The organism is Alteromonas sp. KS69, from assembly GCF_003989595.1.
Classification (GTDB): Bacteria; Pseudomonadota; Gammaproteobacteria; order Enterobacterales; family Alteromonadaceae; genus Alteromonas; species Alteromonas naphthalenivorans.
In genome coordinates, this window is the sequence record NZ_PYHU01000018.1 from 12,327 (window position 1) to 28,042 (window position 15,716).

12 protein-coding genes are annotated in these 15,716 nt (G+C 44.0%); 6 read left to right on the forward strand and 6 right to left on the reverse strand.

What is annotated here, in order from left to right; translation table 11 throughout:
- Nucleotides 1-82 precede the first annotated feature (82 nt).
- From C7Y69_RS13045 to C7Y69_RS13055, 3 genes are all read left to right on the forward strand, one after another.
- On the forward strand, nt 83-1,150 hold the full coding sequence (locus C7Y69_RS13045) for an MBL fold metallo-hydrolase (RefSeq protein ID WP_126873007.1): 1,068 nt from the start codon (nt 83-85) through the stop codon (nt 1,148-1,150).
- 100 nt (nt 1,151-1,250) lie between these two features.
- Nucleotides 1,251-2,432 carry an MFS transporter TsgA gene (gene tsgA, locus C7Y69_RS13050; protein WP_208805874.1) on the forward strand — a complete coding sequence of 394 codons (1,182 nt, stop codon included), beginning with the start codon at nt 1,251-1,253 and terminating at the stop codon, nt 2,430-2,432.
- Nucleotides 2,433-2,442: 10 nt separating this feature from the next.
- Complete coding sequence (locus tag C7Y69_RS13055; protein WP_126873008.1) at nt 2,443-3,405, forward strand: nucleoside hydrolase; 963 nt, start codon at nt 2,443-2,445, stop codon at nt 3,403-3,405.
- A 35-nt stretch (nt 3,406-3,440) separates the two neighbouring features.
- Here C7Y69_RS13055 and C7Y69_RS13060 read toward each other — a convergent pair whose 3' ends face one another.
- Entirely contained in the window at nt 3,441-4,850 is a 1,410-nt protein-coding gene (locus C7Y69_RS13060; protein WP_208805873.1) for an 8-oxoguanine deaminase, read from the reverse strand.
- 268 nt (nt 4,851-5,118) lie between these two features.
- On the opposite strand from C7Y69_RS13060, the gene C7Y69_RS13065 reads away from it, so the two are divergent.
- A complete protein-coding gene (locus tag C7Y69_RS13065; protein WP_126873009.1) occupies nt 5,119-6,051 on the forward strand; it encodes an exopolyphosphatase in 933 nt (310 codons plus the stop codon).
- A 186-nt stretch (nt 6,052-6,237) separates the two neighbouring features.
- Nucleotides 6,238-6,909, forward strand: a complete 672-nt coding sequence (locus tag C7Y69_RS13070) for a nitroreductase (RefSeq protein WP_126873010.1) — start codon at nt 6,238-6,240, stop codon at nt 6,907-6,909.
- Between the two features lie 86 nt (nt 6,910-6,995).
- Here C7Y69_RS13070 and C7Y69_RS13075 read toward each other — a convergent pair whose 3' ends face one another.
- The 4 genes from C7Y69_RS13075 to C7Y69_RS13090 form a co-directional block, all read right to left on the reverse strand.
- Nucleotides 6,996-7,463, reverse strand: coding sequence for a CreA family protein (locus C7Y69_RS13075; RefSeq protein WP_126873011.1), 468 nt, complete (start codon nt 7,461-7,463; stop codon nt 6,996-6,998).
- A 127-nt stretch (nt 7,464-7,590) separates the two neighbouring features.
- Nucleotides 7,591-9,423, reverse strand: a complete 1,833-nt coding sequence (locus C7Y69_RS13080) for an FAD/NAD(P)-binding protein (RefSeq protein WP_126873012.1) — start codon at nt 9,421-9,423, stop codon at nt 7,591-7,593.
- Nucleotides 9,424-9,723: 300 nt separating this feature from the next.
- The gene (locus tag C7Y69_RS13085) at nt 9,724-11,067 is read right to left on the reverse strand and encodes a sensor histidine kinase (RefSeq protein ID WP_126873013.1); all 1,344 of its coding nucleotides are present in this window, start codon (nt 11,065-11,067) and stop codon (nt 9,724-9,726) included.
- A gap of 8 nt (nt 11,068-11,075) precedes the next feature.
- A complete protein-coding gene (locus C7Y69_RS13090) occupies nt 11,076-11,789 on the reverse strand; it encodes a response regulator transcription factor (protein WP_013783596.1) in 714 nt (237 codons plus the stop codon).
- A gap of 168 nt (nt 11,790-11,957) precedes the next feature.
- Between C7Y69_RS13090 and C7Y69_RS13095 the strand changes: the two genes are divergently transcribed.
- On the forward strand, nt 11,958-12,410 hold the full coding sequence (locus C7Y69_RS13095) for a Spy/CpxP family protein refolding chaperone (RefSeq protein ID WP_013783597.1): 453 nt from the start codon (nt 11,958-11,960) through the stop codon (nt 12,408-12,410).
- Between the two features lie 115 nt (nt 12,411-12,525).
- Here the strand turns inward: C7Y69_RS13095 and C7Y69_RS13100 are convergent, their stop codons facing one another.
- Nucleotides 12,526-15,672 carry a ligand-binding sensor domain-containing diguanylate cyclase gene (locus C7Y69_RS13100; RefSeq protein ID WP_126873014.1) on the reverse strand — a complete coding sequence of 1,049 codons (3,147 nt, stop codon included), beginning with the start codon at nt 15,670-15,672 and terminating at the stop codon, nt 12,526-12,528.
- Nucleotides 15,673-15,716 lie beyond the last annotated feature (44 nt).

Below are 15,716 nucleotides of genomic sequence, written 5' to 3' on the forward strand. Positions count from 1 at the left end.
GTGAGTCGATATCGAGAACATAAACAGAAATATGCAGTTTGAAATGACTCGCTAAAATCAAACATCTAGATTTGGAAAATACGTGAAATTCATAAGTACTTTACTGCTTGTTTTAATAGTAAGCGGCTGTCAGGCTCATCAAAATGCGCAAGAACACAGTCAAAACCAAAACCAAAACCTAGAGCAGGCTCAGCAAGATATTCAAACATCAATAAGTACTTTGTCACCGGCTTTTAAACTTATTACCTTAGGTGACACGGGCGGTATTGAAGATGGAAACCTAAGTTCGTTTTTATTACGCAGCATAGAAGACGAGAACTTTATTAGCTTAGACGCAGGCTCTTTAGTGAACGGCATTAACGTGGCGCTCGAAAACAATGCTTTTGATAGCTTAACTACCACACCCGACCCTGCGTTAAACCCAAACGGTAATATTCTGCATCATCATGTGAAAGCCTACTTGCTTAGCCATGGGCACCTTGATCACGTCGCTGGGCTTTTGATTGCATCCCCTGATGACAGCAGCAAGCCTATTTATGCGCTTTCGTCGGTAAATCAAACCATGAGCGATACTTATTTTAATTGGCAGGCATGGGCTAATTTTACCAACCGTGGCATCGCGCCAAAGTTAAATAAGTACGATGTTATCGACTTAGCGCCCGAGGAAACGGTAGAAATTAAAGATACGGCCCTTACGGTAACGCCGTTCAGCTTAAGCCATCCGTTAGAGTCCACCGCATTTGTGATTGAGCATAATAACGATATGTTTGTGTATTTTGGTGATACCGGGCCAGATGAAGTAGAAAAGCAAGGAAAGCTAGATGCAGTGTGGCGTTATCTCGCACAGCAAATGCAGCATAAAACCCTTCGAGGTATTTCCATTGAAGTCTCGTTCGACAACACACGGCCTGACAATCTGTTATTTGGCCACCTTACGCCTAAATGGTTGATGCAAGAGCTCACCAAGTTTCATGCGTTGGTGGAAGACAAAGAACAACTTAGCAATATGAAGGTTATCATTAGCCACATAAAATACAGCTTGAAGAGAGGCACAGATCCGCGAGCTGTTATTGCACAAGAATTAGAAAGTGCGAATGCACTAGGCTTTAACTTTATATTAGCGAAACAAGGGCAAGTGCTCGCGTTATAAATTGATTTTTTGACTAAATGGTCAGTATTTTTATGGAGAGCATTGTTGTTTCAGTGCTAACTCGGTATAAAAGAGTATTACTTGCACCTAGGTCTAAGAATTGAATCGACTTTTACTTACCGCAATAGCGTTCGTTAGTTACATGATAATGTCGGGGTTACTCACTCAAATTGGCGTTATTTTGAATGCTGTATCGTCTTCGCTGAATGCCACGCCGGCAGCAACCGTTGGCGTGTTTTCTTGGCTAACTGGCGGCGCGCTGTGCGGTACATTCGCATCACTATTCTTGTACGCTCGCCATTCACTGAAGCAAGTACTCATTGCTAATTACACGCTGTTTTTGGCGATTATGCTGGTATTGGTCGTGGTAGCGCCTACTACCTATTGGCCGCTTGCAATATTGCTTTGGGGGCTTGGAGTAGGCTGTGGTTGTGGCCTTGCTGGTGGGGCGGTTGTTTTATCCAAGACTTATCATGAAGCAAAAAGAGCTTCGGCATTTTTAGCCACCGACTGCGCGTTCAGTGCCGCGGGGTTTATCTTTCCCTCTTTAGCCGCCGTAATCATTGCCGCGCAAATAGATTGGGTTTACAGCTATGGGGCTGTGGGGGCGTTGGCACTAGTACTTTGGGCAACCTTATTTTTTGTTCGCTTTCCTGCCACTGAGGCCGACGATACTAATGCGGCATCGGCATTGTCACAATTCAAACGGGTATTAACCCCTAGGGTGTGTTTAATTGCCTTGGGCGTTTGTGCTTATTTAATTGCCCAAACTACTTTTCTTACTTGGTCTCCCAATTACTTACAACATACGTTCGGGGTAAGCGAAAAAGTATCGGCGCAGGCCGTTGGAAATTATTGGGGTATGTCTATTTTCGGATTAATTACCGCCGCTATTTTCGTGAATAAAATTCCGCAGCGCTCGTTATTGATGTTGGTAACCGTGTTAGCAAGCCTGATCACTTTCACATTTATGTTAGCTTCCTCTGCGGAATGGTTTTTATTTACTAGCTACCTATTTGGGTTTACCACGACCTGCATATATAAAATTGCGATATCTGTTGGTTCTCAGCAACTAGCGTCAGCGCCCGCCGTGCTCGTCACCTTTTTATTATTCAGTGGCAATGTAGGCAGCACAATTGCACCCATTTTATCTGGTTGGGTGGTGCAGTTATTTGGCGTACAAAGCGCAATTATTATGACATGGGTTGGCTATACCTTTGTGGCGCTTGTGTTTGGTTTTTGTTTATTGTTGGAAAAACGTGAGCGGCGTGCCCACGCGTAAGGAATTAAAAATGGAAAAGATTATTTTTGATACCGACCCAGGTATTGATGACGCTATGGCGATTTTATTTGCCCAGGCAAGTGCCGATATTGATTTGCTGGCTATTACAACCGGCTTCGGTAATGCGAATATAGACACCGCCACGCGTAATGCCTTGTACCTTAAAAAGCGCTTTAATTTAAGCGCAGATGTGGCCCGTGGTGCAAAAGAGCCGTTAGTTATCCCGGTAGATGAGCCTGCCGATTTTGTTCATGGTGATAACGGCTTGGGCAACGTTGATATTGATGAAACTGACTTACCGAGTGAAGTGTCACTTGCCGCTCACGATTACATTATTGAAAAGGTGAAAGCCAGCCCCGGTGAAATTACGTTAGTAGCGGTAGGGCGTATGACTAACTTAGCGCTGGCACTTCGAAAATGCCCTGAAATTATTAATTTAGTGAAGCGTGTGGTGATTATGGGCGGTGCGTTTGGTTACCATGGTAATACAGGCAACGTAACCCCGTATGCCGAAGCCAATATTATAGGCGACCCGCATGCCGCAGACGAAGTGCTTACCGCTGACTGGCCGGTAACCGTAGTAGGGCTAGATGTCACTAAAAAGGTGATAATGAGTAACGATTACTTGGCACGCCTTGCTGAGTGTTCGCCTACATATGGGCCTTTTATTTATGACATCACCCGTTTTTACGCTAACTTTCATCAACAAACAGACCAAGTTGATGGCATATACGTACACGACTCATCAGCCATTATGCAGGTGATAGCACCAGAGCTTTTTGAAACTGTTGAAGGGCCTATTCGTGTGATCACAGAAGGCCCTGCCATAGGCCATACTATGCAAAAAACGGTAGCAAAGCGTTTTCCTATCGATGAATGGGCAGATTGTCCAGCGCAATCGGTTTGTTCAGACGTGGATGTAGATGCTTATTTGGCTAAGTATAAAGACATACTTAGCCAAGCCGGCTTTTGATTAACGGGTTGCTAAGTTACTAATAAGTTTCTAGATTAACTAACGAGTTGCGCCGCCACTGCCCGGTGGCGCGCCATTAGGGTTTGGGTATCTAACCCAATAATTTGCCCTTCTTTTACTCGCCATTTTCCGCCAATCATTACCTGTTCGGCTTTATCTGCGCCACATAGTAGCAGCGCAGAGATAGGGTCGTGACTGCCACTAAAACGTAGCTCATCGAGTTTGAAAAAGGCCAGGTCGGCTTGTTTGCCCACCGCTATTTCACCTATGTCACTACGGCCTATAAGCGATGCAGAACCTTTAGTCGCCCAGCCTAGAATTAATTCTGGGGTAATTTTCGCTGCACCATATTTTAAGCGCTGTAAGTAAAGTGCTTGGCGGGCTTCATACATCATGTTCGATGCATCGTTAGAGGCAGAGCCATCTACGCCTAAGCCAATAGGCGAACCGGCTTCAATCAGTTCAAGGGTAGGGCACATGCCAGAGGCCAAGCGCATGTTTGAAACCGGACAATGCGTTATGCCTGTACCGGCCGCACCCAAGCGGCGAATTTCATCTTCGTTAAAATGAATACCATGAGCTAACCATGTTCTATCGCTTAACCAGCCCACACTTTCTAGATAATCGACGGTGCGCATGCCAAACATCTTTAAACAGAAATCTTCTTCATCTAGCGTTTCAGCTAAATGGGTGTGTAAACGCACGTCTTCATCTTTCGCCAGTTGTGCGCTGTCGGCCATAATTTCTCGAGTAACAGAGAATGGAGAGCAAGGTGCTAAGGCTATTTGCATCCACGCGCCTTCACCACGCTCATGGTAGGTGTTTATTAGCCGTTGACTGTCTTTTAGTATTGCATCACCACTTTGCACGGTGTGCCTAGGGGGCAGGCCACCTTCATCTTCACCCAAGCTCATTGAACCGCGAGTAAGCAGGGCGCGCATGCCCATACGTTTTACTGAGTCTACTTGTACGTCTATGGCATCTTCCATGCCGGTAGGGAATAAATAGTGGTGATCGGTAGTGGTAGTACAGCCAGACAGTAATAATTCAGCTAACGCCACATCGCAGGCTAGCGACAACGCATTCGGGGTAAGTTTTGCCCAAACCGGATATAAGGTTTTAAGCCAAGGAAATAACGGCTGATTAACCACAGGTGCCCATGCGCGGGTGAGGGTTTGATAAAAGTGATGGTGCGTATTAATTAGCCCCGGAAGCATCACCAATTGAGAGGCATCTTCTGTTTCATCAATAGGCGTTACTGGTGTTTGACCAGCACCAACAAGCTCAACAATTTTGCTGCCTTGCACCACAATGCCGCCTGCGGCATCTAACTCGTTACCCGTAAAAACGGCTTGCGGGTTTTTAATCCAGAGTGTTTTTGATGTAGATGAAGGCTTATCTTGAGGTTTATTTTGAGGCTTAAACAAGGGCGATAATTCAGACATAACTTGGCTCCATAAAATAATAAAAATTAAAGATGCCAGCTCAGTTATGCCCTGTCTGCTGATCCAGGGGGCGTTTGTTGTTACAAACGACTGCTAATTAACCGAAATTTCCAACGGTTAATTCAATGAAGAAGTGTAATGCTAATGCATTTTAGGTTCGATTTAAAGCGCTTCTGCGAGGTGATAATTGTACTGTTGTGGTATTACGCTAAACTTCATTTTAACTGTTACACTAAAAGCAGCAGCTTAATGAAGAGATGGAAACCACATGCCCGATAATAAATTTAGACTAGTTACTCGAAGCGATTTTGATGGATTAGTTTGTGCCGTGCTATTGAAAGATTTAGATCTCATCGATGATATTTTATTTGTGCACCCTAAAGATATGCAAGATGGCAAAATAGATATTACTGAGAATGACATAACCACTAATCTGCCTTATGTGGCGGGCTGTCATATTGCGTTTGATCATCATCTTAGTGAAACAGTTCGAAACGCGAGTGACATTAAAAATCATGTAATCGACCCTGAGGCACCTTCTGCTGCGCGAGTGGTATATGACTATTACGGCGGCGCAGAAAAGTTTCCCAGTATTTCTGTTGATATGATGGAAGCCGTAGATAAAGGAGATGCCGCGCAATTTTCCGAAGAAGAAATACTAGAGCCAACCGATTGGGTATTGATGAACTTCATCATGGATGCCCGAACTGGTTTGGGGCGTTTCCGTGATTTCAAAATTTCGAACTATCAGTTAATGATGAAATTAATTGATGCATGTAAAGATCACAGTATTGAAGAAATTTTGGAAATGGAAGATGTTGCCGAGCGTGTAGCTTTGTATCACGAGCACAATGAGCTAGCGAAAGTGCAATTGGCCAAATGTGCAACCGTTCACAAGAACCTTGTGGTGCTCGATTTAACCGAAGAAGAAACCATTTACGCGACCAACCGTTTTGTGATTTATGCGATGTATTCCGATTGCAATATCTCAATTCACAAAATGTGGGGCCTTAAAAAGCAAAACGTGGTTTTCGCTATTGGTAAATCAATCACCAACCGCACTTCAAATACAAACGTCGGTGAACTATGCCTTAAGTACGGCGGTGGTGGCCACTTGAATGCCGGTACGTGCCAAGTAGAAACTAGTAGAGCGGAAGCTGTTCTAGACGAGATAATTGACACTATCACTTCAGATGGTTAATCCATACTAATAAAACCTCGGTAGGGGTGTTGTTAAAATCATTGGCAACACACCCTGACTTTTCCCTCGAATACATATCTATAAAAACAAACAATCCAATATCTGGTTAGCGCTTATTGCATACCTATCTAGCTGTGTTTACTCTATTTTAACAATTGAGTGTAATGACTGAGATAGGAAGTAAGTATGAATTTTGCTGAATTTGCTGCATCACGTAAAAGTGTACGTGGTTTTACCAAACAAGCTGTCACTAAAGAAACCGTGGATGCCATTATTAACGCAGCGAAATGGGCTCCTTCGTCTTACAACACCCAAACGTGGAAAATTCATGCGGTAGCGGGTGATGTGCTCGATAAAATTCGTGAAGGTAATACTGAGAGAACATTAGCCGGTACGCCGTACGTCAGAGACTTCCCTTACAAAGAAGACTATGACGGCGTTCATAAGCAACGACAGCGTGATGTTGCCATGCAGCTATTCGATGTAATGGGCATAGCTAGGGAAGACAAAGAAAAACGTATGGATTGGATGATGCGTGGTTTTAGGCAGTTTGATGCGCCCGTGTCATTGGTATTAACTTACGATAAAGCCCTAGAGCCTGCAGGTATCACGCAATTTGGTTTAGGCTCTTTAGCTTACGGTATTGTATTAGCAGCTTGGGATTTAGGGCTTGGTTGCGTAATTAACGGCCAAGGCATAATGCAATCTGATGTAGTGCATAAACATGCGCAAATACCAGACTCTGAAGCCATTATGATTTGTATTGCGCTAGGGTACCCAGATGAAAACTTTGCTGCTAACGAGGTAAGATCGGTACGTGCCGACAACGAAGAATTCGTCACGTACCACGGTTTTTAGTTCTAAATTAAACGTAAATTACGTCTCTAGCTAATCTTTGACGGCTAGCAATTGACGGCCAGCAATTGATGAGTAGCAATCGGCGGTTAATCTTCGTTAGTAATCACACCGTAGGCCGCCGTTCCCCATAAAGGTACTGTCGACAAGCTATGTTTATAACTTCCTGATGTTTCTTTTGTAGAATACGAAAGATACATCAAGGTTTGTGACTTGGCGTCGAATATGCGTCTTACTTTCATGTTCTTAAAGAAAATGCTCTTCGATTTTCTGAATATGATGTCGCCCGAATCGGATTTGTCGATATCTCTTAGCATTTGTGCGGTAATTTCACCGGTTTGACGACAAGCTATAGAGCTATCGGAAGGGTCTGACACATCTAAATTCGCTTCAATACTAGAGATATGGCAAGTCACGCCTGTTACGATAGGGTCTTGCATGGCGTCTAACTTAATATCCTTTGTGGTGAATACGCCTAACGACACATCTCCTACTTCATTATCGCTGCACGCGGCTAAGCTGGCTACCGCGACCATCACGGCAATTATCTTTTTCATTTTTATATCCTTTTAAAGCACGTTCTAATAGTGCATCTACCACTAATACGGTATTCAGTTAAAAAACGATTTTTTATCCCCAAATGATACAAGCACTCTAGCATAGGTGGTGCATAGTTTTATTGATTCACTTAAGCTTATTCACAATCAGCTCTGCCACCTGATCACAAAAATCGAAACCTGAATAGTCTGGATTGAACCCACTAATATACGGCACAGCCATAACAAAGTAGCGCTCGTTAAGACTACCGTTGGCTAAAATGGGTTGAAAGTCATCGTTAATAGCAAAACCACCTGTTTCTAAATAGTATTCGTTGTCGGAGCCTTTGCATACGCTATTAGGGGTCTCTACTAGATGCTTTTTACCTTGATACTTATCTTTAAACCTCACTTTAGCGACTAATGGCTCGGCACCTGCAAACATAGATTTAAAAGGGAATGCGTCTATTGGCAGTGACTTCTGCCCAGTGCAATCGATAAAAGTTTTATATGTGTTTACAGTAGGCTTATTGTCCTCGTCTTTAAAATGAAATTGAAAATCGCCATCACCTTCAATTTCTAAGCGGCTGCTGCTATCAACAGCAATGATATCGAGTACGCCGCTATCGTGCAGGGCAAGTAACTGGGCCGCGGACGATTGCGGAATATTCGCAATCATAAGGCCAATAAGAGGCAGAAGGTGATTGCGTAGTCGTAGGGTATCTTCTGCACTAAAGTACTTAGCTGGGTGGTTTATCGTGAAGCTTAATAATGCGAGGGCTTCTTTCCATTGCAATGTGCTCTGTTGTTTAATCGACTGCTCGGCTTGCAGGTACTCAATTTTAAATAAGGTGAAGGGCTCATACGCTTTACGAGAATCAAGCATCCATTGGCAAAACGACTCTATGTTTTTGTTCGCTATTTTTTGATAAAAAACAGTGTCCAGTTTATTTAATGCCGCTTTGAAGTTTCGCTCAAAAATAAAATCTAAACTTAAGAAACCATCGTTATCAGCCCTATGTTGAGCAATTTCTTGCTCGCTTAGCATGCCTTCATCAGACACTAGCGGGTCGTCTAAGTGAAAGCGAATATTCGGCAGTAAACCCTCTAACGAGTGCATGATTATCTTGAAATCTGGTACGTTGTCGAATAAACGGTATTTTAATTGGTTATCAGTTTGATAAAACTCACCATTAGCTTCGCTTAACGTACGAATAGCATCAATAGCGGTAAGGGAACTGCCTTTAAGCGCTATTGTATGGTTATATTTTTGCTGCAACTTAGTGGGCGGGTAGGGAGAATCAAAATACCCTTTTACTTTACCTTCGTGGGTCTTGGGCCAAATATGACCAGTACAGATCGCCACCTTATCGAATCCTGTTACCCATCCCGTGTCAGTTAATATGTTAGTGCCAGTGCGACTGTCGGTGTTTGTAGGCTCAGGGCTCTTTTGGCGCTCAAGGCTGTTATTACGCTCAGGGCTGTCTACACGCTCAGGGCTGTTTTCATCTGCAGTGGTGGGTTTAATGTCCAAAACGTTGCACTGAAGATGCACGTTAACGTGTATCCCTGCTGCACGGCATCTGCCAATTAATTCACAAAATTGGGCCTGTAAATATTCCCCAAAGAGCAACCGGGGCACCACGTGTTTTTCATGCAGTTTAGTTTTTTCAATTTGATATTTAGCGAGGTACTCGGAGCTTTGCTGACGCAACCATTCAAGCAGGGTTTCATCAAACGGAGCCAGTTCATCAGATGAAATATTGGTAATATGTTCCCACGACGCGCCATCTTTACTGTAAGGCATGCCTTTGCCCAGGGCGGTATTACGCTCAAAGATATCGAAGGTTAAATGAGGCGATGCTCTGCCATTTACACTCTCGGCATCATCAAGCTGCTTGTCAAAAAAGCGCAATGCTTTTTTAAGAATAGAAAGGGCGCTGGGGCCGCCACCAATTAACGCAATCCTTGTTTTTGTCATCATCATCCTACCCTTAATAAAGCACGAACAAAGCACGCTATTTATTAGAAACGTATTATTTCCACGGTGTTGTCGAGCCTGTATTTCAAGCACCTAACGCAGGCTATTCACATTGGCAAACACGGGGAATAAGTTAGCTAGTCATCATAAATAAGCAGGTTATATGCCTTATTTTCAAGCTGCATTGTACTGGCTTTTTACTCGGCTGTAGGGGGGCGGTTAAACAGTACTGATTTATATCAGGGTTGAATCTGGCTTCGACGTTCAATATTGACTGGATGGTGGGTAATACGTGGTGGATTACTGATTTATCGGCAGCACAATGTCAACGCTTAAGCCGCCATCGGCAGGGCGAGTCATTTGTAATCTTCCACCATGTTTTTCAATGGCTTTTTTCGCAATGCTCAGCCCTAGTCCGAATCCTGATGTATGCATTTGGTTGCCTGCACGGTAGAAAGGTTGAAGCAACTTTTCTATTTCCTCACTATCAACACCAGGACCATGGTCGCGCACGGTAATTACAGCCGTGTTACTCCGTTTTTCCGTGCTCACCTCAACCAATTCACCGCGAGATGAATATTTACAAGCATTGCCGATAATATTTTCCAATGCCTGATGAAGGGCTTCTGCATAACCTGAAATTGTCACATTAGGCTCGCAGTTAAGGGTTAGTGGAATGCCCGGGTAATGCACTGCCATATCATCGGCTATACGTTCACACAGTGCGTTAATATCGCACGCTTCTGGGCTTGGGTTACCTTTTTCTAACTTTGAATAATCCAAAATCTGTTGAATAAGTGCATCCATACGAACGCAATCATTATGAATTTGCTTTACGTGACGACTATCTGGCGTGTGCTGCTCGATAATAGCTGCCGATGCTTGCAAACGAGCCAGTGGCGCGCGAAGTTCATGAGATACATCATGCAACAGTTGTTGCTGATTGGTGGCAGCTTGATGCGTTTTATTGACCATAAAGCTAATATCAGCGGCTAAGTCGCCCAGTTCATCACCACGAGTCAGAATGGCTTTAGGCAGCGTAGCAACTTCTTGTTGGTCGGCATAACGGCGACTAAACGCACCTAAGAAGTTAATAGGGCGTACGATCCCCCAACTTAATAGCGCACTGACAATGGCAGAGGCAATAAAGATAAAAACGAACTGCAATGATTGAAACCGGTAAAGTACTTGTTTATAGTTGCGAGGCGCCTCTGGCAATCGGGTTTCAACGCGATAGGGTAGTGCAGATAGGCCATATACTAATTTTACTGTGCGATCCCTTTGAGGCACCTTGTTCATACGATAGTGATAGATGGTTCTACCCGTGTTATCTGATATCTGCATAGCAATGAGATCGCTACGATGTCTGACATTATGGCTTATCCAGTCTTTTATCTTGCCTTTGGGTACGTTCCCGCTAGCTAAGTCTTGCTCATAACGCCATACAATGCGCTCGGCTTGGCTAATTACACCATTAAAGTAACGCTGACTATATTCGTCAGACGTATATTTGCTAACCAGTACATATCCCGTGGCAGTCATCACGAGTAAGCTAGCGACCCAGAATGTAAGGAATATTCGCCAAAACAGGCGTTTAAACCCAAACGTCTGTTTTATTGAATGCCAAACCTCTGAATGCTTCATGCTATACCTTACTGTTGTGCTGGTGGGGTTAGCATTTGATAACCCACACCACGAACCGACTTAATCACGTCGTTTATACCTACCGCAGTCAGCTTCTGGCGTATTCGGCTTACGTGTACATCCATGGCACGGTCATAAGCTTCAAGCGGCCGATTAAGCACTTCTTCTGTCATTTCTTGTTTTGTGATGGTTTGCCCAACGCGTTCCATTAACAAGCTTAGCGCATTGAACTCTGCGCCCGTTAAAGGCAGGGGAGTGTTATCGACAAGCGCCGTTCTCGCGCCGCTATCAAGCACAATGCCGTGAAGTTCAGCATGCACAACCGTTTGGGTTGGCGCATTGCCATTTTGGGTCCGGCGTATAATGGCGCGAATACGCGCGCCAAGTTCCCGCGGGTTACAAGGCTTCGCTAGGTAATCGTCGGCGCCCATTTCTAAGCCAAGAATTCTATCTATGTCATCACCACGACCGGTAAGCATAAGAATAGGCGTCTGTTTTTTAGCGCGCACATTTCGCAACACATCTAGGCCTGACATACCGGGCATCATAATATCTAACACTACCGTATCGAACTCATCGCTTTGCAATAAGCGGGCAACGGCGGCATCGCCACTATTTAAGGTTTCAACTGCAAAGCCGTCGGTTTGCAGGAATTCACTGAGTAGCGCGCAAAGTTCTGCGTCGTCATCTACCAGTAAGATTTTGTATTTTTCATTTTCCATAAAATAGAGATTAACCGTTTTATTTTGAGGACTTTTCAACTTTACCGAACTTTACACTAGCTTAACCCTACTTATCGAATCGTTTATGCATACTTAGCTCCGTTGATGAAACAAAACGTTTCCCCCATGTCATGCAGCATCATGACCAAAACAAGTAGGAATATTAAGATGAAAAAATTAATTGCCGGTGTTTTATTGAGTGCATGTATCGCCACGACTGCTTATGCAGGTGGTAAACATTCTGATGACCGTAAAGGTCCTGACTTCTTCCCCATACACAAAATGACGAAAGTGCTAGATTTAACTGACGAGCAGCAAGATGCGCTAAAAGCACTGAAGGCCGAACTTAAAGCGGAGCGCAAAGCAAACCGCCCAGAGAAAGGCAGCGAAGATTCGTTTAGAGCGCAATTTAAGGCACTCGATCCGTCAGACGCTAATTACGAGCAAGACCTAAATGAACTTGCAAACCTAAAAGCCGAAAAAGCGAAAGCACGTTTCCTTAAAATGGCCGATGTACGTGTCAAAGTAAGCGAAATTCTAACCGACGAACAGCTAGAAAAGTTCGAATCGATGAAAGAAAAGCGTGGCAAGCGCGGCGACAAGCGAGAAAGAAACAGTTAGTCGTAACATAGACAATTGTTTTTAATAAAAGCCCCCGCAGTTGGAAAGCCCAACGAGCGGGGGCTTTTTCGTTGACGGCTTTCTATATTCAGTAAAATAAAACTCGGTGTTTTTATTATTGCAGTGTCGTAGGTTGTTGAACTTGCGCGTAGGTGAAAATAGATGAAGGCGCGTTGGCAACCTTTTCTAGTGCCTTTCGGTCTGTGCTTGATGGAATAGACGTTAAGCCCATCCATGTGTTGCGGCGATTATTTTTCGCGCCATAAAGCGCAGTATCAGCAAAGCCTATTGTGGTTTGCCAATCAAAAATATCATAATGCTGTTGAGAAAGCGGGTAAGCCGCATAGCCAATTGAACAGGTAACATGCCTTTGTGTACCTTCTGAAAGTTGGAACGCACGTGAACCTACAATATCCACTACTCGCTCAGCCATCACATAGGCATCTTCTCTAGGGGTGTTATGGACGACGACAAGAAACTCTTCACCTCCCCAGCGTATAAGGTAATCAGTTTCACGAAATATATGCTTTAAGCGATTTTGTGTTTCTACTAAAACCTTATCACCAGCCTGGTGTCCATAAGTATCGTTGATGTTTTTAAAGTGGTCTAAATCGATAACGAAGAACAGTATATCGTGCTGGTTTTTGGGAATAGAATAGGTTTGTGCACAGTTTTCGTAATAACGCTGCACGAGAGCAATGTCGCGCTCAATGTGTTGTGCTAAATAGCGTCTGTTGTGTAACCCGGTCAGGGGGTCAGTCAAGCTAGCCTCTTTCAGCGCAGTGGCTTGCTCTTTTAGTTGTTTATTCGCGGCCAACAATTCAGCCGTTCTCGCGTTTACGAGCTTTTTTAAAAATGCCTGACGTTGTCTATGGTGTCTTACTCCCAATAAATGACCTAGGTAGACGGCGATACATAAAAATACAATAGCCACAAATTTTGCTAGCAGGGTTTGATACCACGCTGGCATAACAAGTAACTGCCGATGCAATGCATTTTTTTCCCACAAGATCCCATCGTAAGAGTACTCAATTTGCAAAGTATAGTCGCCAGGTTGTGGCATAGTAATAACGGCTAAACGTTGCTCAGCATTTGCCTGAACCCAGTTTCCATCCAATCCTAATACGCGATAGCGATAGTGGGTATGTTCAGGGGTAAGATAATCAAGCGCGGCAAATTCGAAAGTAAGTCGTTTTGCTAACGGAGGAACGGTTAAATCAGTCGCAGTTAGCCCCAGTGATTCAATGCTATCGTCCTGATTAACCAACGTTATATCAGTAAGCACTATGGGAACAGTCGGCCTCGAAAACGTAAAATTAGCACTGTCAATAATGGTTAAGCCGTTAACGCCCCCAAAAACAATGTCGTTCTCACCTGTCGTTGTCGCCGCTGAATGTGCATAAGGCGCATTGGCCATACTTGGTGCGGTAGCTGCGCGGGTGACATCAAAGGTATAGCGGTTTATTGCCGCAATGCCTCGAGTCGTACTCACCCAAATATGATCTGCATTTTCACCTGCGATAGCAGCAATATTATTGCCAGGTAAGCCATTAGCGCTCTCTATTTGAATCCAATCAGCTTGTTGAGGTTTAACAAATACACCTGCAGAGCCCGTTCCGACCCAAAGGTAACCTTTTTCGTCAACGAATAAACTTGATATATATTGTTGTTTTAAAATGGGGTGAGTAATTTGGGTTGTCGCTAAATTGATAGTTTGGCCCATGTGAATATCGCCCTTTACCAATCCTTGCCACGTGCCAATCCATAAGCGACTTTCATCAATGGCCAATGAGGCGATACGTCTCTCGTTAATACTGTTAGCAAATTCGATTTGTTTTTCTGTACCCTTGTGTCGCACCCATAAGCCGTCTGTGCCGCCTAGCCACAAACTCGTCTCGGTCGATAAAAAAGCAGTGGTAAATGTTGAAGGTTTACGTATACCGACTGCCAGTGGAAAGTTTTGTTTAGTGGCAGAGTCAATTTTCACTGTTGCAAAGTTGCTTGAAGCATATACATCTCCATCTTTAGCGGCATGTAAGGTTTCTACGGGATTTTCTGATGTTTCCCACAGCTGCCCTGTTTTGCCATTTATAGGAGATAGTATTTCGATTCCGGCGTTACCCGTGCCCACTAAAAGTTCGCCATCATGAGACTGCACCGAATGTACCTTTCGGTTACCCAAGCTTTTATCAATATTTGCACCACCAAAAATGTTAATTATCGATTGGTTATTGGCATCAAAAATGTTCAGGCTGTGCCCAGCGCCAATCCATACTAGCCCCTTGCTATCGGTAAAGGTAGACCAAACATTGTCGTCAGCAAGCGAGGCAGGTTGCAGTGGATTGTGCGAAAACTGGCGGATTTCATGAGTCTTAATATTCACTTCTATTAAGCCTTGGCCAAAAGTGCCAAGCAGCACCAAATCAGGTTTGATTTCGCTCATTGTGAAAAGCCAAGGCGATGTCGTGTTACCTAACGCGAATGGGCGAAACGGTGCATCGTCATTTTTGACAAACAAGCCTTTGTCGGCAGTACCTACCACGAGGGAGCCTGAAGCGGTCGAAAGAATACTACTGATACGAGGTTGCTTATAACTGCCAACTTCTACCAGTTGAGGAGAATGTTCTATGCCGCTAGTGGCGATATGAACAAGCGGGAAATGAAACAATCCTTGTTCAGAGCCAACCCACAACTGCTGCTTGTTATCTACATGAAGTGCGTGGATCCTCGCTCTATTAGGCAGTTCAAACCCCAATAGTTTTTTCGTTGTATCATTAAAAATGAACAAGGCTCTATCTGATGTAAACGCAAAAATTTTATTCTTGGCAACCGAGGTGACGTTAAGGTGAAGGATTGAAACTTTCGAAAGTAAACTTTCTTCATAAGCAATGAGTTGAAGTTTTTCTTGGTGTAAACGGTAAAGGCCTTGTTGAGTGCCTACCCATACTTCACCATTGTCTGTAGCAAAGGTGGCTTGAATTTGCGGCGAAGGCGTATCGCTTTGCTTATTTTCAAATGTTACCGCTTTCAATGACTGGGAATCCCACCGCCATAATCCTTTGGAATCAACCAACCAAATAAACCCGTCTTTAGTTTCCAATACCGAAAGGATAGGGCCGTCAATGAGTGAGGTCTCGGCTAGAGGCGTATAAAACGTAGGCTGATGAAGCGTATGCCAGCTGGTGGTAGCTAACACGGGGATACAGAAGAACAATGACAGCACCGATAAAGCGCGACACAAATTATAAACTCTAGTTAACAAAGTAGCGCACCACGTTAATCGTTACTATTAACCCAATGCATAGT

What these genes read in the sequence shown, in the direction of transcription:
- C7Y69_RS13055 (WP_126873008.1), top strand. Translation starts at nt 2,443, where the DNA reads ATGGAAAAGATTATTTTTGATACCGACCCAGGTATTGATGACGCTATG.
- C7Y69_RS13060 (WP_208805873.1), bottom strand. Translation starts at nt 4,850, where the DNA reads ATGTCTGAATTATCGCCCTTGTTTAAGCCTCAAAATAAACCTCAAGAT.
- C7Y69_RS13065 (WP_126873009.1), top strand. Translation starts at nt 5,119, where the DNA reads ATGCCCGATAATAAATTTAGACTAGTTACTCGAAGCGATTTTGATGGA.
- C7Y69_RS13070 (WP_126873010.1), top strand. Translation starts at nt 6,238, where the DNA reads ATGAATTTTGCTGAATTTGCTGCATCACGTAAAAGTGTACGTGGTTTT.
- C7Y69_RS13075 (WP_126873011.1), bottom strand. Translation starts at nt 7,463, where the DNA reads ATGAAAAAGATAATTGCCGTGATGGTCGCGGTAGCCAGCTTAGCCGCG.
- C7Y69_RS13080 (WP_126873012.1), bottom strand. Translation starts at nt 9,423, where the DNA reads ATGACAAAAACAAGGATTGCGTTAATTGGTGGCGGCCCCAGCGCCCTT.
- C7Y69_RS13085 (WP_126873013.1), bottom strand. Translation starts at nt 11,067, where the DNA reads ATGAAGCATTCAGAGGTTTGGCATTCAATAAAACAGACGTTTGGGTTT.
- C7Y69_RS13090 (WP_013783596.1), bottom strand. Translation starts at nt 11,789, where the DNA reads ATGGAAAATGAAAAATACAAAATCTTACTGGTAGATGACGACGCAGAA.
- C7Y69_RS13095 (WP_013783597.1), top strand. Translation starts at nt 11,958, where the DNA reads ATGAAAAAATTAATTGCCGGTGTTTTATTGAGTGCATGTATCGCCACG.